Source organism: Streptomyces sennicomposti, from assembly GCF_019890635.1.
Classification (GTDB): domain Bacteria; phylum Actinomycetota; class Actinomycetes; order Streptomycetales; family Streptomycetaceae; genus Streptomyces; species Streptomyces sennicomposti.
Window position 1 is genome coordinate 50,859 of the sequence record NZ_JAIOAB010000014.1, and the last position, 17,866, is coordinate 68,724.

13 protein-coding genes are annotated in these 17,866 nt (G+C 71.5%); 3 read left to right on the forward strand and 10 right to left on the reverse strand.

Annotated features, from left to right (window positions below; all coding sequences use genetic code 11):
- Positions 1 to 285: 285 nt before the first annotated feature.
- Together K7787_RS11055 and K7787_RS11060 are read left to right on the forward strand one after the other, a co-directional pair.
- A complete protein-coding gene (locus tag K7787_RS11055; RefSeq protein ID WP_223001297.1) occupies positions 286 to 1,152 on the forward strand; it encodes a winged helix-turn-helix domain-containing protein in 867 nt (288 codons plus the stop codon).
- A complete protein-coding gene (locus K7787_RS11060) occupies positions 1,142 to 1,837 on the forward strand; it encodes an HAD family hydrolase (RefSeq protein ID WP_223001298.1) in 696 nt (231 codons plus the stop codon). Before K7787_RS11055 ends, K7787_RS11060 begins: the two co-directional genes overlap by 11 nt.
- Positions 1,838 to 2,185: 348 nt before the next feature.
- On the opposite strand, the gene K7787_RS11065 is transcribed toward K7787_RS11060, so the two are convergent.
- The 8 genes from K7787_RS11065 to K7787_RS11100 form a co-directional block, all read right to left on the reverse strand.
- Positions 2,186 to 3,376, reverse strand: a complete 1,191-nt coding sequence (locus K7787_RS11065) for a pentapeptide repeat-containing protein (protein ID WP_223001299.1) — start codon at positions 3,374 to 3,376, stop codon at positions 2,186 to 2,188.
- A gap of 501 nt (positions 3,377 to 3,877) precedes the next feature.
- Entirely contained in the window at positions 3,878 to 4,837 is a 960-nt protein-coding gene (locus tag K7787_RS11070) for an SUKH-4 family immunity protein (protein ID WP_247720764.1), read from the reverse strand.
- Between the two features lie 170 nt (positions 4,838 to 5,007).
- Positions 5,008 to 7,314: a xanthine dehydrogenase family protein molybdopterin-binding subunit gene (locus K7787_RS11075; protein ID WP_223001301.1), complete on the reverse strand. Its 2,307-nt coding sequence runs from the start codon at positions 7,312 to 7,314 to the stop codon at positions 5,008 to 5,010.
- A complete protein-coding gene (locus tag K7787_RS11080) occupies positions 7,311 to 9,539 on the reverse strand; it encodes a 2Fe-2S iron-sulfur cluster-binding protein (RefSeq protein WP_223001302.1) in 2,229 nt (742 codons plus the stop codon). Before K7787_RS11080 ends, K7787_RS11075 begins: the two co-directional genes overlap by 4 nt.
- On the reverse strand, positions 9,536 to 10,429 hold the full coding sequence (locus K7787_RS11085; RefSeq protein WP_019980661.1) for an FAD binding domain-containing protein: 894 nt from the start codon (positions 10,427 to 10,429) through the stop codon (positions 9,536 to 9,538). Before K7787_RS11085 ends, K7787_RS11080 begins: the two co-directional genes overlap by 4 nt.
- Positions 10,430 to 10,745: 316 nt before the next feature.
- Positions 10,746 to 12,404: a beta-N-acetylhexosaminidase gene (locus K7787_RS11090; RefSeq protein WP_223001303.1), complete on the reverse strand. Its 1,659-nt coding sequence runs from the start codon at positions 12,402 to 12,404 to the stop codon at positions 10,746 to 10,748.
- Positions 12,405 to 12,508: 104 nt separating this feature from the next.
- Complete coding sequence (locus K7787_RS11095; protein WP_009188882.1) at positions 12,509 to 12,790, reverse strand: DUF3039 domain-containing protein; 282 nt, start codon at positions 12,788 to 12,790, stop codon at positions 12,509 to 12,511.
- Between the two features lie 28 nt (positions 12,791 to 12,818).
- Positions 12,819 to 13,391 (reverse strand): YqgE/AlgH family protein, encoded by a 573-nt coding sequence (locus K7787_RS11100; protein WP_043260892.1) that lies wholly within the window; start codon positions 13,389 to 13,391, stop codon positions 12,819 to 12,821.
- Between the two features lie 276 nt (positions 13,392 to 13,667).
- Here K7787_RS11100 and murA point away from each other — a divergent pair, with 276 nt between their 5' ends.
- Positions 13,668 to 15,008 carry a UDP-N-acetylglucosamine 1-carboxyvinyltransferase gene (gene murA, locus K7787_RS11105; RefSeq protein ID WP_009188884.1) on the forward strand — a complete coding sequence of 447 codons (1,341 nt, stop codon included), beginning with the start codon at positions 13,668 to 13,670 and terminating at the stop codon, positions 15,006 to 15,008.
- A 158-nt stretch (positions 15,009 to 15,166) separates the two neighbouring features.
- Here the strand turns inward: murA and K7787_RS11110 are convergent, their stop codons facing one another.
- Both K7787_RS11110 and K7787_RS11115 read right to left on the reverse strand, forming a co-directional pair.
- On the reverse strand, positions 15,167 to 15,448 hold the full coding sequence (locus K7787_RS11110; RefSeq protein ID WP_003990598.1) for an HU family DNA-binding protein: 282 nt from the start codon (positions 15,446 to 15,448) through the stop codon (positions 15,167 to 15,169).
- 575 nt (positions 15,449 to 16,023) lie between these two features.
- Entirely contained in the window at positions 16,024 to 17,460 is a 1,437-nt protein-coding gene (locus tag K7787_RS11115) for an NAD-dependent malic enzyme (protein ID WP_223001304.1), read from the reverse strand.
- Positions 17,461 to 17,866: the final 406 nt, after the last annotated feature.

A 17,866-nucleotide genomic window follows, 5' to 3' on the forward strand; every position in this document is an offset into this window, starting at 1 on the left:
TGCCGCGCGGGCCGTCTTTTCGACTCGGGGAGACGGGGCCCACCTATGCAGTTCTCAAAGAACGACCAGCTCAGGGCACGAAGCGAGCAACTACCGCCGCCCACTGCCGGGCACTCCCGACCGGCTAGCGCCGCCACGGCGCGAACGTCGGTGGCAGCCCCAACCAGGATGACCAACTTGGCTAGCCCGGTCGGGATGAGACCAACGTAGCCATCCTGGCTAGCCACGTCAACACCTGACTATCTTGGCTGTCCCAATCGAGGGGGAGGGTCGTAGCATCGGGGCATGACCTTCACGCCCGAACCCCTTGATCCGGACGATGACCGGCCGCCGTACGAGCAGGTGGCGAGCTCTCTCAGCGCCGCCATTCGGATGCGGAAGCTAGGGCCTGGTGACAAGATCCCGTCGCAAAAGGAGCTGACGGAGATCTACGGCTTCGCTCGCGCCACAATCCAACGGGCTCTCCGCGAACTGGAGGACGAGGGGCTTGTCGTGTCCCGCAAGGGCAGCGGCGTGTACGTACGCAACCGCACCGAACGGCCGGCGGGTCTACGTCCCTATGTGGAGCAGGCGTTCGCAAGCCCGAACGTGTCGATCGACTTCGCCGGATTCTCCAGCGAGACACTGCACGGAGCACTTCAGGAACCCGTCGACAAGATCCGCGTTGGACGCCTGACCCCGACGAGCATCAACATCCGCATCTTGGTGCCGGATATGTCAGTGCCTCAGGCTGCACCCGTCCGGCGCGAGGACGGAGCCGACGACCCGCGCCTGCGAGCCCGCATGCACGACATGATGGTCAGCTTCACTCGGAGCATCTCCAACACGATGCACGAACTGAGCGTCCTAGGGCTCGTCGCTGACGCTAGGGTGAGCGTGCGTACCCACAGCGGCACGCAGTTCTTCAAGCTTTACGTGATCAACCAAGAGGACGCCTTCTTCGGGTACTACCCGATCCGGCCGAACAAGGTTGTAGTCCAAGGCGAAGCCATAGAGATCTACGACTTGGTGGGGGCAGACGCCACGCTCTTCCACTACTCGCTCAACGAGGGTGATTCGTCCAGCGGAGCCCAACAGGTCAACCAGGCGCGCATGTGGTTCGACAGTGTTTGGGACACCATCGGAAGGGATTTCGACCCTAATGGGAAGTAGTCAGCTCCTCGACGTCATCCGAGCCACCAGGGCAGTCTTCTTTGACTTCGATGGGCCTGTCTGCGATGTGTTCGCGGGACGCCCGGCCGCCGAAGTCGCCCGCCACCTCGCGGAGACCTTGGTTCGACACGACGCAGCGCTTGGCGCCAAGGCATCCGGCGTCGATGACCCGATGGAGATCCTGCGTCTTGCTCCCCAGGGGGGAGAACCCGCCCTCCGGGAAATTGAAGAAGAGCTGACCAAAGCGGAGGTGACGGCCGTCAAACTAGCAGGGCCGCCTATCCCAGATGCGGTAGCTGCTCTGAAGGCTGCTCAGTTGTCCGGGCGGAAGGTAGCCATCGTCAGCAATAACTCGACGGCTTGCGTGCGGGCCTTCCTTATGCTGCACGATCTACGTCACCTCGTGGATACGGTTGTCGGTCGTGCTCCGTACTGGCCAGACGCGATGAAGCCGGACCCTCACTCGTTGCTGAAGGCCGCTGCCCAACTGGCTGTGCATCCCCATGACTGCACCCTCATCGGTGACTCCGTGACGGACGTGGAAGCCAGCAAGGCCACCGGCGGCCACTCCATCGGCTTCGCCAATAAGCCGGGCAAAGATCGTTCCCTGAGCGATGCCGGCGCGGACGTCGTTATCTCCGCGATGACCGCGGTAGCCGAAGCGCTCAATCATTCCCCCGCCTGATAGCGCCGCAGGCGCGGCCTCAATACGGTCCTATCTTGCGGTGTCATCACGGTGGCACCCTCAGAGGCAGGATGACAGTCGAGCCGTGCATCACCCCGAAAGAGGACGCGGTGAAACTGTGCCTACCACATCAAGGCCCGCGCACGGCGCGGCCTGCCTCCTGCCTGCGCCCCGGCTGGCCGCGCACGGCGGCGCGCTGCGTGCATGCAGACGAAGACAGGAAAAATCCTCTGGGGCTGGGGCCGGTCGGCTCCACAGCTTTAGGCAGCCAATTTGGCGCGAGCAGCTCCAGACCAAAGCCGTTCCGCCGACCTCTATTTGGCCCCATGGCTGCGCCGACCCAATAGGTTAATTTTTCGGCACTTCCTTGGTTGATGGGTCCATTTTCGGCGTTCCCAATTGCGAGGATTTGCTGACTCTGCTCTCGCATTCTCTGATTCGCTCAACGATAATCGGCGAATTAGATAGCCGGTCAGGCAATGTAGTGGTTGATGTAAGGTGAGCGGCGACGAACATTCCATCCGAACCATCCCTGACATGCATCAGGTAGGCTCGATCGAGATTTGCCTCTACGAAGTGTGCGCCGTTTATGTGTGCGCCGCTCAGATTCGCTCCCCTCATGTCGGCTCTAGCGAAATCTGCACCTGACAAGTCAGCCCCAGAAAGTAGAGCGCTGGTGAGCACGGCTCCGTACAGTTGTGTCGAGTGAAGGCTTGCCATAGATAAGTCTGCATTTGTTAGATCAGCGCGGATGAGGAGAGCCTCACGCATCTGAGCTCCAGCCATCTGGGCGCCCTTTAGATTGGCTCCCTCAAGTTCTGCTCCGGCTAGGTTCGCTTCATACAGCAAGGCCCCGGACAGATCAGCATCCCGAAGGTCCGCGGCAGACAAATTCGCCCTAGTGAGGTTGACCCTGGGGAGCCTTACGCCTCGCAAATCAATATCAAATGGCTCCTTGCGGGCAGGGCGACGCCCTAGAACAGTCAATGCTGCCTGCAAATCATCTCTGATGGCTCCGTGACGATAAGCACTGTATGCCGCATTTTGAGCCTCCGCATTCACGAGATCTTGGAATGAGAGGTCTCGAATGAAAGCTGCCAGTACCTCAATTACGAGAGCGTGGTCTCTCTCGGAATCATGCATGATGCGTTCGAGTGAGTAGATTCCACCCAGCCGTTGTGTGAGATTGTCGGAAGACAGTAGTTTGATGGCTTCGACGTAGCGCTCGGTTACTTGGCCTTCACGGGTAATTTCGGCCTGCTCCCGGTCCTTCTCTCTTGTGTGCGTGAAAAGTTTTTCCGTGTGTTGATGATTCTTATGCGTGTAGTAGAGGCCAAGTCCCGCGATGACTCCTGCGCCAACCGCTACGAGCATGGTGCGGAATCCGGTGATTACGACACCGTCAGCGGGCTGGAGATCCTTCTTGCGGAGGTGGGAACCGTCGATCCACCACGGGCCACGCCACAAAAGAAGCGCGAACCCGACAACCCCGAGGGCAAGGACGACGGCGAGTATGGTCTGTCTCGCCTTGGACTTCATGCGCAGCATGATGCCCAGCGGACTCAATGGATCCACCCGTTCTGAGCGGAATCTGAGGTGGGCTGCGAAGATGCCGGCCACGCTGCGGCGGCGAGACGTGACAGCAAGGCGGGCATGTGCACACCGTCCGCAGAGGATGCCAGAAGCGAGCACGTACAAGGACTGTGCACGGTGTCGCCGGGGCGGACCTGGAGCGGCCTGGCCCCGTCTCAGTTTCCGTCTCGTTCCTAGCCGTACGCGACCGTCCGGAGACGTTCACCTCGCCGTCCCCGCTCCCACGTCGGTCCGGAGTTGAACGCCCGCGAACCTGCCTGAACGACACCGTGACCAGCACCGACAAACCTGCAAAGCGAGGTACGCGGGTTCAATTCCCGCCACGGCCTCGAGAGCGATGCGGGCGGTGCGCTTCACGGCGTGCCGCCCGCATCGTCGTGTGCGGCCCGCATCGTCGTGTGCGGCCCGCATCGTGGTGTGCGGCGCGCATCGTGGTGTGCGGCCGCGTCAGGGCGTGGCCGGCGCTTCCCCGGACAGCAGGCTCGTCCAGAAGTGCCAGGTGGCGGCCGGCGGCGTGGGCGGGGCGGATATCGCGGTCAGCGTGTGGTGCAGCAGGAGGGCCAGGCGGTCGTACGCGTCCGTCGTCGGGGCGGTGTCCCGGTCTTCGCCGTGCAGCAGCCAGAGGGCGCAGGTGAGGGTCGAGACGTCCTTCGCCAGGGGGTGGAGGGCTGGTCCCTGGGCCGTCCGGAGCCACACCTCGCCCGTGGCGCCGTCCAGCACCGCCTCCGCGTCCCCGGTCAGGTCGCCGAGGCGGATCAACCAGTCTGCGGCGGGCGGGAGTTCGCAGGGCTGCGGGGGCTCGGTGAGCGTCGGGAGCGGGGCGTCGCCCGGGTCGGCCGGGCGGAAGACGCGCTCGGGCTCCGGCAGGCCCGTCTCGCGCAGGAAGCGACGGGTCGGCTCGTGGGTGAGGGCGGGCGGGAAGTCGATCTCCTCGAAGCGGACCACCGCGGCTGCGCCGAACTCCTGCGCCAGCAAGCGGTGCGGGAGGCTCAGCACCAAGTCCGGGTGCGGGGCGGGGGCGGTCAGGGACAGGGGGCGGAGCAGGGCCGCCGCCTTGCGGTACGGCGCGCTCTCGCCATCGGCCGCCTCCGCCAGGGCCGCCAGGAGGCGGCGGGTCGCCTCAGCTGCCGCCCGCGGGCCGTCGCCGGCCGCGTGGGACGCCAACCGGGCGCGCAGGGAGGCCAGTTCCTCGGCGAGCGCCGTGAAGCGCAGCAGCGTCCGCAGGGGCGGTGCCAGGAAGAGCCGGTCCCCGTCCGTCCCGGGGGCGTGCGGGCCGAGGGCGAGGAGGTCGTCCAGGCCCGCGGCGATCGGGTCGTACGCGTACGAGACGCAGGGGCCGTACGCGGCGGGCGGGGCGAGGGCGGCAGGCGGCGGGGCCGTCGGCCTCGTCGCGGTGCAGGTCGTCATGGTCATCGCTCCCCCGTGCGGATCGGTTCGCCGGCCCGGGCCCACCCCGCTCCCGGGCGGGGGACGCCGCGGCGGCCGGCCGCGGCCGCCCCTCGTCCCCACTGCCCCGCACACTACGCCGCACCACTGACAACGCCCCCCGCCTGCGCGAACGCCCGGAGAACAGCCCGTCACGCGCCGGTGACCACCGCGGCCTGCGGGCGGATCGGGAGGCGGTTGACGGGGCGTCCGGTGGCGGCGCGCACCGCCGAGGCGATCGCCGCCGGCGAGGTCACCACCGGCACCGCGCTGACCGCCTTCGCGCCGAACGGCGCCACCACGTCCCGCTCCTCCACCAGCTTCACGATCTTGATGTCGGGGGTGTCCAGCGCGGTGGGCAGAGCGTAGCCCGTGAGGTCGGGGTGACGGACCAGACCGCGCGGGGTGCGCAGGTTCTCGGTGAGGGCGATGCCCACGCCCTGGGCGACCCCGCCCTCGATCCGGGAGGCCAGCTGCGCGGGGTTCAGCACCCGGCCGACGTCCTGCGCGACGGCCAGCTCCACCACCCGTACCGAGCCGATCTCGATGTCCACGTCCACCACCGCGCGGATCGCGCAGAAGGCGAGGCCCACGAACGCGTCGCCCTGGCCGGCCTCGTCCAGCGGTTCGGTGGGGTGCGGGCGGCACTGCGCCGTCGCCCACAGCTCCTTGCCGTCCATCGCCTCGGTGACCGTGGTCGACAGCACGCCGTCGTAGGAGGTGATCTTGCCGTCGGTGATCTGGAGCAGCTCGGTGGACATGCCGAACTTGTGCGCGAGCGGCTGGAGGAGCTGGGTGCGGACCATCTTCGCCGCCCGCTCCACCGCGCCGCCCGACACCCAGGTGTGCCGGCCGCGACAGCCCGCGCCCGCCGGGGGCTGGTCGGTGTCGACCGGGGCCACATGCACCTCGTCGATGCCGAGCGTCTCCTGCACGATCTGCCGGGCCAGCGTGGTGAAGCCCTGGCCGGTCTCGACGGCCGCGCACAGCACGGTCGCCACGCCGTCGTGCACCTTCACGGTGGCCGTGGAGACCTCGTCGGCGCCCTCCGCGCCGAGCATGTGCACCATGCCGAGGCCGTAGCCCACGCCCCGGCGCACCGCGCCCGGTTCGCCCGCGCCCTCGGGGCCGCCGGGCAGCAGCCACTCGTCCTCGGGGGTGTCCTTGGGCAGCGGCGGCAGCGGGTGCTCCTGCACGGCCTGGAGGAGTTCGGCGACCGGGGCGGGGCAGGTGACCGTCTGCCCGGTCGGCAGGACGTCGCCGGTCGCCAGCACGTTGCGCAGCCGCAGTTCGGCCGGGTCCGCGCCGAGCTTCTTGGCCAGCTTGTCCATCTGCGCCTCGTACGCGGCGCACACCTGCATGGCCCCCTCGCCGCGCACATGGCCCGACGGCGGGTTGTTGGTCCGCACCGCCCAGCCCTCGATGAAGGCGTTCGGGACGACGTACGGGCCGCAGGCGAAGGAGACGGCGGCGGCCAGCGCCTCGGCGGAGGTGTCGGCGTAGGCGCCCGCGTCCAGCAGGATCTGCGCCTCGACCTTCACCAGCCGTCCCTCGGCGTCGGCGTGGTGGCGGTAGCGCAGCAGGGTCGGGTGCCGGTGCGCGTGCCCGAGGAAGGACTCCTCGCGGGTCGCCGTCAGCTTCACCGGGCAGCCGGTGCGCAGCGCCAGCAGGCCGAGCGGCAGCTGGAAGCCCTGGTCCTCGCGGTCGGCGGTGGCGCCGGGCACGCCGGTGACGACGATCTTCACGTGCTCGGGCGCCAGGCCGTAGCAGGCGGCGAGGGCGTCGCGGTCGGCGTGCGGGTCGGTGGAGGCGACGTACAGCTCGACGCCGCCGTCGGGGCGGGGCACCGCGAGACCGGCCTCGGCGCCGATCGGGGCCGGGTCCTGGCGGCCGATGCGGTACAGGCCCTCCACGACGACCTCGCCGACCGCCTCCGGGTCGCCGTGCCGGAGCGGGATGTGCCGGATCAGGTTGCCGTCCGGGTGCAGCGGCTCGGCCTCGAAGGCCTGTTCGGGATCGGTGACCGGTTCGAGCACCTCGTACTCGACGGTGACGGCGGCGGCGGCCATCCGCGCGGTGTCCGGGTGGTCGGCGGCGACGGCCGCGATGGGCTCGCCGTGGTGGCGCACCACCTCGGAGGCGAACACCGGGCGGTCGGCGCGGCCCCGGCCGTGCAGCGGGCTGCCGGGCACGTCCTCGTGGGTGACGACGGCGCGCACGCCGGGCATCTCGCGCGCGTGGCTGGTGTCGATGGACACGATGCGCGCGTACGGGTGCGGGGAGCGCAGCACCGCCGCCCACAGCAGTCCCTCGGCCCACAGGTCGGCCGCGTACGGGAAGGTGCCCTCGGTCTTGGCGCGGGCGTCGGCGGCCGGCAGCGAGGAGCCGATGCCGTGCGGCAGCGGCTCGGGCGCGGGGGCGCTCTCCGTGGCGGCAGCGGCGACGGCTTCGTTGCTCACGCCTGGCCTCCGTTTCCGTCCTGGCCGTAGGAGTCGGGTCCGTCCTGGCCGTAGGAGTCGGGTCCGTCCTGGCCGTAGGAGTCGTGCGGGTGCTGCGGGTGCTGCTGCGGGTGCTGCTGCTGCGGGTCGAACACCGAGGAGTGCACGCCCCCGGCGCCCGGGCCCGCCTGACGGGGAATACGCGGCTCGTCGCCGTCCGGTTCGGCCGCGTCCTCGCCGGTGTCCGCGGCGCGCTCGGCGACGACCTCCCGGACCGCGTCCAGGACGCCCCGGTAGCCCGAGCAGCGGCACAGGTTGCCGCACAGCGCCTGGCGGGTCTCCAGCTCGGTCGGGTTCGGGTTGCCCTCCAGCAGGTCGTGCACGGTCATCGCCATGCCGGGCACGCAGAAGCCGCACTGCACGGCGCCGCACCGGGCGAGCGCCCGCTGCACGTCGGAGGGCTGCCCGTCGGCGGCCAGGCCCTCGACCGTGCGGACCTCGCTGCCGGCCGCGGTGACGGCGGGCACCAGGCAGGAGGCGACGAGCCGGCCGTCGACCTGGACGTTGCAGGCGCCGCACTCACCCTGCGAGCAGCCGTCCTTGGCGCCCGCGAGACCGAGCCGCTCGCGCAGCACGTACAGCAGCGACTCGCCGATCCAGGCGTCGGTGACGGGCCGGTCGGCGCCGTTGACGCGCAGCACGTAGGAGGCGAGGGGGTGTTCGTCCTGCGGGGGCGCGGGGGGTGGGTCGTCCTGGGGGGCCTGGGCGGTCTGCGGGGCCTGGTCTTCAGCGGCCGGGCCGTCGTGGGCCGGGCCGCCATGGGCCGGGGCGTCGGAGGCCGCGTCCTGCTCGGCGTCCGGCTCGGTCTCCGGGGACGCGGACCCGTCGGCGGGTCCGGCCGCCCGGGCCGTCCCGGCGGCCGTGGCGGCCTCTTCGGGGGCCGTGGCCCCGAGGGCGGTCCCCTCGGCGCCCTCCGGGTCCCCGGACGGCTCAGCGGGCCCTGCGGGGGCCTCTACGGGGCCTTCGGGGGCCTCGCCGCGCTCGTGGGCCGGGGCGGTGGCGGGGCCGGACTCGGGGGCGGCGTGGTGCGGGTGAGCGGGCGCGCCGTCGTGCCGGTGCGCGCCCTCCGGTTCGTGGGTGCGGACGGGGTCGTGTCCGTGGGCCGGGTCGGCGGTGCGTCCTTCGCCGGGGGCGGCGGAGTGGTCGTCGGCGGGCCGGGCGGCGCGACCGTGGGCGGCGGCCCCGGCGTCCTGCCCGTCGGCGGATCGCGCGTCGTGCCCGTGCCCGGGGTCGGCCGCGTGTCCGTCCGGTGCGCCCGCGTGCGCGCCCGGCGCACCGGCGTCGGCGGCGGAGGCGGAGGCGGAGGCGGAGGCGCCGGGAGCGTGCCCGACGGCCTGCGCGGGCTCCGGGTGTCCGGCGGATTCCGGGTGGCCCGCGGTCTCGGGGTGGCCCGCGGTCTCCGGGTGTCCGGCGGTCCCGGGGACCCGGTGCGCGTCCGCCGCGGGCGCGTCCGTGCCGTGCGCGTGCGCCGGCTCCTCCGCGTGCGGGTCGGCCACCGAGGGGTCCGCCCGGTACGCGTCCGCCGCGGGCCGGTCCTCGTAACCGCCCTCGGGATGCTCGGCGTGCTCGGCGTGCTGCTCCTGCGGCCGGTCCCAGGGCTGCGCGGGCGGCTGGGTCGCCCACGGGGCGGGCGCGCCGCCCGGCAGGGTGGCCGGCGGGGTGCCGCCCCACTGCTGGACCAGGGACGAGGTGGTGAACTCGCCCGACTCGTCGGGGAGTTCGCCCCCGGCGACCGGGATCGACCACTGTCCGGTCACATCGTGCCCGGGGGCGGCCGGCTGACCGGCCTGGGTGTCGTGCTGCCCCGGCGCTTCCTGGAAGTTCCACTGCTGGGTGGCGCCCGGCCGGTACGTGAAGCGGTCGCCGCCCTCGCCGCCGTCGCCGTCCTGCGGCAGCGCGTTCGCCTCGGGCCACTGGGTTCCCGCGGCGGGCGTGCCCGGCACGGCCCAGCTGCCGGTGGCCGCCGGGTCGGTGGCCTCGGGCGAGGCGGAGGCCACCGTTATCTGCGGCGGCACATAGCCGTGGCCGGGCGCGGCCAGCGGGCTGTCGGCGGCCAGGAGGGCGTCGATGCCGCCCTCGGGGAGCTTGACGAACGCGGTGGCGCCGTCGTCGTAGTCGCCCTGCGGCAGCGGGTTCCAGCGGCCGCCGCTGTCGGGCGCGCCCTCCGCGTGCTGGTCGTCGGTCACGACAGCGCCCTCCCCAGTGCTCGTCGGGCCAGCGCGGCGACGGTGCGCCGCAGGTGCAGTACGGCGGGCGGAAGCTGCTGCACGGAGCCGTCCGCGGCCGGGACCGGGTCCGGGATGCAGGCCGCGGCGACGTACTCGCCGAAGGCGCTCAGCGCCTCGGGGACGATCGCCCGGTTGTTGTCCCAGTCGATGAGCTGCGCCACCCACTGCTCGGCGTCCAGCGGCCTGAGCGGCATCGGCGCTATGGCGCCCACCGCGCAGCGCACCCCGCGCCGCGCCGGGTCCAGCACCAGCGCCACGGACGCGATCGCGCGGCCGGGGCCGGTGCGGCCGGTCGCCTTCAGGAAGACCTGGGGCGCGTGCAGCAGCGGTACGCGCACGTAGCCGATCAGCTCGCCCGCGCGCAGCATCTCCACGCCGGCCAGCAGGTGCGACACCGGGATCTCCCGGCGGGCGCCGCCCGGACCGGCGATGACCACGGTGGCCTCCAGGGCGGCCAGCACCGGCAGCGCGTCCCCGGTGGGGGCGGCCGAGGCGATGTTGCCGCCGAGGGTGCCGGCGTTGCGGATGTGCGGCGGCCCGGCGGCGCGCGCGGCGGCGGCGAGCGCCGGGATCAGCGCGGCGAAGTCGGGGCGGCCCATGCGGGCGTGGGTGAGGCCCGCGCCGAGCAGTCCGTGGCCGTCCTGGTACTGCCAGCCGCGGATCTCGCTGATCCGGCCGAGGCCGACCAGCGCGGCGGGCCTGAGCTGCCCGGAGTTGACGGCGGCCATGAGGTCGGTGCCGCCGGCCACGGGCACGGCCGCGGGCATGGCGGTGAGCGCCGCCACGGCCTCGTCCAGCGTCGTGGGCAACGTGACGGCCTGCGCCGTCCGCGGTGCGTGCGTGGTCAAACCGGCTGCCCCTTCCCGCTGCCCCACTGGTCCCGCCTGTGTTGCCGTACGGTACGACCTGACAGGGCGGACGTGGCAACTCTGGCACATCTTCGCAGGGCTCGCGGACACGGGTCCGTCACGCGCGGATCGCCCACCTCATCGGGGACATGGACCGTTTTGCCACGGCATCACCGGTGCGGGCGAATCAGCGCCCTTCGCTGACTCTTGCGGGGATTTCTCCGGTGCCAGTTCGATCCTGGGCGCCAGTTCGAGCGGGCGACCGCCCTCCGGTCATCACGTCTCCTCGCGCCCGGGCAGGGCGGCGGCGGTCCGGTCACCGCTGCGGCGGCGGTCCGTCCAGGGGCCGGCCGAGGATGCCGGGCCGGCGCTGCCAGGGGTGGGGGCCGGCGGGCGGGCGGTAGCCGACGCCGAGGGCGTCCAGGCGGTGGTAGTGGGCGGTCATCCGGCGTTCGAACCCGGCGAAGTCCCGCTCCCCGGGCGCGGGCAGCGCGCTCCAGGCGACCTCGGCGAAGGCGGCCAGGCGGGGGAAGGCCTGGTAGTCCACGCGGGCCTGGTTCTCCAGCACCTCGGACCACACGTTGGCCTGGGCGCCGAGGACGTGCGCGGCGGCCTCTGCGTCCAGCCCGGCGGGAACCGGCTCGAACCGGTAGACGTCCTCCAGGGTGCGCACGAAGCCGATCGGCACGGGCTCGTCCTCGCCCGGGGCCTGGCGGTGGTCCAAGTACACGTACTGCTCGGGGCACATGACCACGTCGTGGCCGGCCCGCGCGGCGGCGATCCCGCCCGCGTAACCGCGCCAGGAGGACACGGCGGCGCCCTTGGCGAGGCCGCCCTCCAGGATCTCGTCCCAGCCGATGAGCCGGCGTCCGCGCGCGGCGAGCCACGCGTCGAAGTGGCCGATGAACCAGGCCTGGAGACCGTCCTCGCCGGCCACCCCGAGTTCCCGGATGCGGGCCTGCGCGGTGGCCGAGGCGCGCCACTGGTCCTTGGGGCACTCGTCGCCGCCGATGTGCACGAACGGCGCGAACTCGCCCGCGTCCGCCGGGAAGACGTCGAGGACCTCCTCCAACACGCCTTCGTAGAAGCGCAGGACGTCCTCGGTGGGGGCGAGCACGTTGGGGTTGATCCCCCAGTCGTCCCAGACGGTGAGGGCGGAGGTGTCGACGACGTCGGTGTTGCCGAGTTCGGGGTAGGCGGCGATGGCGGCCTGGGAGTGGCCGGGCAGGTCGATCTCCGGGACGACGGAGATGTGCCGCTCGGCGGCGTAGGCGACGATCTCGCGCAGGTCGTCCTGGGTGTAGTGACCGCCGTGCGGCTTCTCCTCCCACTGCGAGGACAGCCGGTGGCCGAGTTTCGTCCGGGCGCGCCACGAGCCGATCTCGGTCAGCTTCGGGTACCGCTTGATCTCGACGCGCCAGCCCTGATCGTCCGTCAGGTGCAGGTGCAGGACGTTGAGTTTGTGCGCGGCCATCAGGTCGAGGTAGCGCAGCACGCCGTCCTTCGGCAGGAAGTGCCGGGCCACGTCGAGCAGCAGGCCGCGCCAGCGGAAGCGGGGCGCGTCGCCGATGGCCCGGGGCGGGATCGTACGGGCGGCGCCGGGGCGTACGGGGGCGCGCCGGAAGGCGTCCGGGCCGAGGAGCTGGCGCAGGGTCTGCGCGCCCCAGAAGACGCCGGCCGCGCCGCCGCCCGCGATCTCGACGCCGGCCTCGGCGGCGAAGAGCCGGTACTCCTCGGGCTCCAGCGTGTCGTCCACGCGCAGCCGTACGCAGTTCGGGGCCTGCGCCGAGGCGGCGGGCGCGAGCGGCAGGCCGAGCGCGGCGCCGAGGGTGCCGCGCAGCCAGCGTTCGGCGGTGGCCGTGCCGGGGCCGGCCCACAGGGTGGTGTCCGCGTCGAGCACCGCCGTGCCGTCGTTCAAAGCGGCGGTGACGCGCGGCGCCGGGATGACATCGTCCGTGAACTCGTCCTGGGCCACGGGGGGAGCCTAGGGACTGCCGACGCCGCCCACAAGAGGTCTGGACCAAAAGGTCTGGACCACTCCCGGGGCGGCGTCGTGTCGCGTGCGCGGCCGCGTCGCGGCTACTTGTCGCCGCCCTTGCCCTCGTCGCCGCCGCCGCTCATGGACTCGTAGATCTCCTTGCAGAGCGGACAGACCGGGTACTTCTTCGGGTCACGGCCGGGCACCCACACCTTGCCGCACAGCGCCACGACGGGCGTCCCGTCCAGGGCGCTCGCCATGATCTTGTCCTTCTGGACGTAGTGGGCGAAGCGCTCGTGGTCGCCGTCGCCGTGGGACACCTGCGGCGTCGGCTCTACGAGGGTCCCCGTACCAGTCCCGCGCTCGGGCTCGAGAGTGCTCATACGGAAAGGGTACTGAAACCGGCGCGTATCAGTTGAGCGACGGGTCGTCCGGATACGTGGCGACCATCGCCAGCTCGTTGCGCTGGCGGCGCAGCACCTCGCGCCAGAGCCGTTCGGGCGCCGGCGAGGACACGTCGCCGGGCTCGGACTCCACGACGTACCACGCACCCTCGGCCAGCTCGTCCTCCAGCTGGCCCGGCCCCCAGCCCGCGTACCCGGCGAAGATCCGCAGCGAGCCGAGGGCGGAGGCCAGCAGCTCGGGCGGGGCCTCCAGGTCGATCAGGCCGATCGCGCCGTGCACCCGGCGCCAGCCCAGCGGGGCGCGCTCGCCGGGGCCGTCGCCGGGGATGACGGCAACGCCGAGCGCCGAGTCCAGCGACACCGGGCCGCCCTGGAAGACGACGCCGGGCTCCCCCGCCAGGTCCGCCCAGCCCTCCAGGATGTCGCCCACGTCCACGGGGGTGGGGCGATTGAGGACCACGCCCAGGGAGCCCTCCTCGTCGTGGTCGAGGAGGAGCACCACCGCGCGGTCGAAGTTCGGGTCCGCCAGGGCGGGTGTGGCCACGAGCAGCCGTCCTGTGAGCGAGGACACCTCGGTCATGCCAGACATGATCCCGCATCTTCCCCCGGCGTGGGGAGGCAATCGGTCCGGCGGAGTGAGGGCAGCTCACGGGGGTGTGGGAGCGTGGGACGGCGCACGGCCGGACCGGTGACCCCATGTGTCCGGTCTGGCACGGTTCGTGTTGTGACACAGCCATGACGTGCCCGGGCCGTCCTCGGGCTTACTTCAGGGGGGTGCGCGGCGATTACTCTGTCTCTCCGGCCCCTGACCCATGTGATCGGCCGCCCCTGCCCAACTCATCGGAACGCGAGATACATGAGCGTCAACGACGATGTCCTGCTTGTCCATGGCGGAACCCCGCTGGAGGGCGAGATCCGTGTCCGCGGTGCGAAGAACCTCGTGCCGAAGGCCATGGTCGCCGCTCTGCTGGGCAGCGAGCCGAGCAGACTGCGCAACGTTCCGGACATCCGTGACGTCCGTGTCGTGCGCGGCCTGCTGCAACTGCACGGCGTGACGGTCCGGCCGGGCGAGGAGCCGGGCGAGCTGGTGCTCGACCCGACCCGGGTGGAGAGCGCCAACGTGGCTGACATCGATGCCCACGCGGGCTCCAGCCGTATCCCGATCCTCTTCTGCGGCCCGCTGCTGCACCGGCTCGGCCACGCCTTCATCCCCGGCCTCGGCGGCTGCGACATCGGCGGCCGGCCCATCGACTTCCACTTCGACGTGCTGCGGCAGTTCGGCGCGACGATCGAGAAGCGGGCGGACGGCCAGTACCTGGAGGCCCCGCAGCGGCTGCGCGGCACCAAGATCCGGCTGCCCTACCCGTCGGTCGGCGCGACCGAGCAGGTGCTGCTGACGGCCGTACTGGCCGAGGGCGTCACGGAGTTGTCCAACGCGGCCGTCGAGCCGGAGATCGAGGACCTCATCTGCGTGCTGCAGAAGATGGGCGCGATCATCGCGATGGACACCGACCGCACGATCCGCATCACCGGTGTGGACAAGCTCGGCGGCTACAACCACCGCGCGCTCGCGGACCGGCTGGAGGCCGCGTCCTGGGCGTCGGCGGCGCTGGCCACCGAGGGCGACATCTACGTGCGCGGCGCGCAGCAGCGCTCGATGATGACGTTCCTGAACACCTACCGGAAGGTGGGCGGCGCGTTCCGGATCGACGACGAGGGCATCCGCTTCTGGCACCCGGGCGGCCAGCTGAAGTCGATCGCGCTGGAGACGGACGTGCACCCCGGCTTCCAGACCGACTGGCAGCAGCCGCTGGTGGTGGCGCTCACCCAGGCGACCGGCCTGTCGATCATCCACGAGACGGTCTACGAGTCCCGGCTCGGCTTCACCTCCGCGCTGAACCAGATGGGCGCGCACATCCAGCTCTACCGCGAGTGCCTGGGCGGCTCCGACTGCCGCTTCGGCCAGCGCAACTTCCTGCACTCGGCGGTCGTCTCCGGCCCGACCCGGCTGCAGGGCGCGGACCTGGTCATCCCGGACCTGCGCGGCGGCTTCTCGTACCTGATCGCGGCCCTCGCGGCGCAGGGCACCTCCCGCGTCCACGGCATCGACCTGATCAACCGCGGCTACGAGAACTTCATGGAGAAGCTCGTCGAGCTGGGCGCGAAGGTCGAGCTGCCGGGCCAGGCGCTCGGATAGTCCTCTCCGCTGTGAGCCGTGCCGGCGGCGAGGCCCCGGAACGGCTCACAGCGGCGCGTACGTCGATGGGGCGGCCCCCTGGGAAGGGGGCCGCCCCATCGACGTCGTGGTCGGCCCTAGCGGGCCCCGTACGCCCTCGTGCGGCGTACGGACGAAAGTCACTTGCCCTTGGCGGCTTCCTTGAGCTTGCTGCCCGCGGAGACCTTCACGCTGTAGCCGGCCGGGATCTGGATCGGCTCGCCGGTCTGCGGGTTGCGGGCGGTGCGAGCGGCACGGTGGGTGCGCTCGAAGGTGAGGAAGCCAGGGATGGTGACCTTCTCGTCCCCCTTGGAGACGATGTCGCCGACGACGTCGGCGAACGCGGCCAGCACGGCGTCGGCGTCCTTGCGGGTCACCTCGGCGCGGTCGGCCAGCGCGGCCACCAGCTCACTGCGGTTCATGTTCTTACTCCCGTGTTCTTCTTGCCATTGAGGCGTGCCACGCGGCGGAGCCGCATGTTGGGCCAGCCAAGCCGATGCTGCCAGGGTCCTGGTGGGTCCCCGGACCCGGGTCCCTCGTCAGACCCTCGCGCCCAGGGAGGCATCCTGCCCCCACCTGCGGCGGGAAAGCCAATCCGGCACCCCCAGGAGTCGTGAGAACACCCTTGGGAGTCACACGAAAAGGGGCCTGCGACAGGGCCTGGCCGATCACGATAGGGGGCGCCACTGACAGCGCCGCCCACGACGCGCCGGATCCGGGCGCACCGTGGCGATCATCACGCCCGGCGCGGGCGCGGGGTGCGCGGGCGCACCGGGGGGCTCGCGCCGGCCGCGGGGCGTCGGCGGGTCGGCCGCCGCCGACGGCCGTCAGCCGGTCGTCGGCGGTCGTTCCTGGGCGGCGGTGGCCGTCCGTAGGCGTCAGACGCCCGTGGGCGGCGGCCGTCCGCAGGGGGCGGCCGTCCGTAGGCGGTGGCCGTCCGTAGGCGGTGGCCGTCCGCAGGGGGCTGCCGTCCGTGGGCGGTGGCCGTCCGTGGGCGTCAGACGCCCGAGGAGCTGCCGCCCGCCGTCGCGCCGGCCGCCTTCGCGGCGTCGCGCACCGCTCCGGCGACGGCTCCGGCGACCTTGTCGTTGAAGACGCTCGGGATGATGTAGTTCGGGTTCAGCTCGTCCTCGGTCACCACGCTGGCCAGGGCCTGCGCGGCGGCGAGCATCATCTCGGTGTTGACGGTGCGGGACTGTGCGTCCAGCAGACCGCGGAAGACGCCCGGGAAGACCAGCACGTTGTTGATCTGGTTGGGGAAGTCGGAGCGGCCGGTGGCCACAACTGCCGCCGTCTGACGGGCGATTGCCGGGTCCACCTCGGGGTCGGGGTTCGCGAGCGCGAACACGATGGCGCCGTCGGCCATCGCGGCCACGTCGTCGCCGTCGAGGACGTTCGGGGCGGAGACGCCGATGAAGACGTCCGCGCCGCGCACGGCCTCCTTCAGCGTGCCGGTGAGGTTCTCCGGGTTGGTGTTGTCGGCGATCCAGCGCAGCGCCGACTCGGGGGCGGCGTCCACCAGGTCCTCGCGGCCGGCGTGCACGACGCCGTGGATGTCGGCGACGACGGCGTTCTTCACGCCCGCGGCGATCAGCAGCTTGAGGATGGCGGTGCCGGCCGCGCCGGCGCCGGACATCACGACCCGGACGTTCTCGATCGGCTTGCCGACCACGCGCAGGGCGTTGGTGAGGGCGGCGAGCACGACGATCGCGGTGCCGTGCTGGTCGTCGTGGAAGACGGGGATGTCCAGGGCCTCGCGCAGCCGGGCCTCGATCTCGAAGCAGCGGGGCGCGGAGATGTCCTCGAGGTTGATGCCGGCGAACCCGGGGGCGATCGCCTTGACGATCTCCACGATCGCGTCGGTGTCCTGGGTGTCCAGGCAGATCGGCCAGGCGTCGATGCCGGCGAACCGCTTGAACAGGGCCGCCTTGCCCTCCATGACCGGCAGCGCGGCCTTGGGGCCGATGTTGCCGAGGCCGAGCACGGCGGAGCCGTCCGTCACGACCGCAACGGAGTTGCGCTTGATGGTGAGGCGGCGGGCGTCCTCGGGGTTCTCGGCGATGGCCATGCAGACGCGGGCCACGCCCGGCGTGTAGACCATGGAGAGGTCGTCGCGGTTGCGGATGGGGTGCTTGGACGCCATCTCGATCTTGCCGCCGAGGTGCATCAGGAACGTACGGTCGGAGACCTTGCCGAGCGTGACGCCCTCGATGCCGCGCAGCTTGCTGACGATCTCGTCGGCGTGCGCGGTGGAGGTGGCCGCGATGGTGACGTCGATACGGAGCTTCTCGTGGCCGGACGCGGTGACGTCGAGGCCGGTCACCGAGCCTCCGGAGGACTCCACGGCGGTGGTGAGCTGCGAGACGGCGGTTCCGCTCGCGGGCACCTCCAGCCGGATGGTCATCGAGTAGGAGACGCTGGGCGCCGTTGCCATGGCCGACTTCCTCTGCTTTCACCGTGTCGCGAGTTGTGCCGTCCGATCGTCGCACCTACCGCTGAGTACGTGGTAGTCGCCCCGGGTTGCGGTCTTTGCGTTCACCGAGGGGTGCCGTTTTCGGAAAGTGGATTCCACCATACGAGAGTTGACCGGACGGCGGTAGGTGCGGAAGCAAGAAAAGAGGCCCACGTCACATCGGATGCGACGTGGGCCTCTTCGAGGCTTATGACACCGACCCGCCATGCTCGCCTCGCGGCAAGTGGTCGCTCGTAGCGACGAAGGTTGGGCCCGGGGGCTTGGATCGAGCCGGTGTCACGTCCAGGCTAACAAACGGATCGGGGAAGACCATTCCCCGCGGCGAGGTTCACAGGATTCCGCCGCGGAAAGCCGTACGGGAGCCGAC

Bases quoted from the DNA above. Each gene is read 5' to 3' on its own strand.
- K7787_RS11055 (WP_223001297.1), top strand. From the start codon at position 286: ATGACCTTCACGCCCGAACCCCTTGATCCGGACGATGACCGGCCGCCG.
- K7787_RS11060 (WP_223001298.1), top strand. From the start codon at position 1,142: ATGGGAAGTAGTCAGCTCCTCGACGTCATCCGAGCCACCAGGGCAGTC.
- K7787_RS11065 (WP_223001299.1), bottom strand. From the start codon at position 3,376: ATGAAGTCCAAGGCGAGACAGACCATACTCGCCGTCGTCCTTGCCCTC.
- K7787_RS11070 (WP_247720764.1), bottom strand. From the start codon at position 4,837: ATGACGACCTGCACCGCGACGAGGCCGACGGCCCCGCCGCCTGCCGCC.
- K7787_RS11095 (WP_009188882.1), bottom strand. From the start codon at position 12,790: ATGAGCACTCTCGAGCCCGAGCGCGGGACTGGTACGGGGACCCTCGTA.
- K7787_RS11100 (WP_043260892.1), bottom strand. From the start codon at position 13,391: ATGACCGAGGTGTCCTCGCTCACAGGACGGCTGCTCGTGGCCACACCC.
- murA (WP_009188884.1), top strand. From the start codon at position 13,668: ATGAGCGTCAACGACGATGTCCTGCTTGTCCATGGCGGAACCCCGCTG.
- K7787_RS11110 (WP_003990598.1), bottom strand. From the start codon at position 15,448: ATGAACCGCAGTGAGCTGGTGGCCGCGCTGGCCGACCGCGCCGAGGTG.
- K7787_RS11115 (WP_223001304.1), bottom strand. From the start codon at position 17,460: ATGGCAACGGCGCCCAGCGTCTCCTACTCGATGACCATCCGGCTGGAG.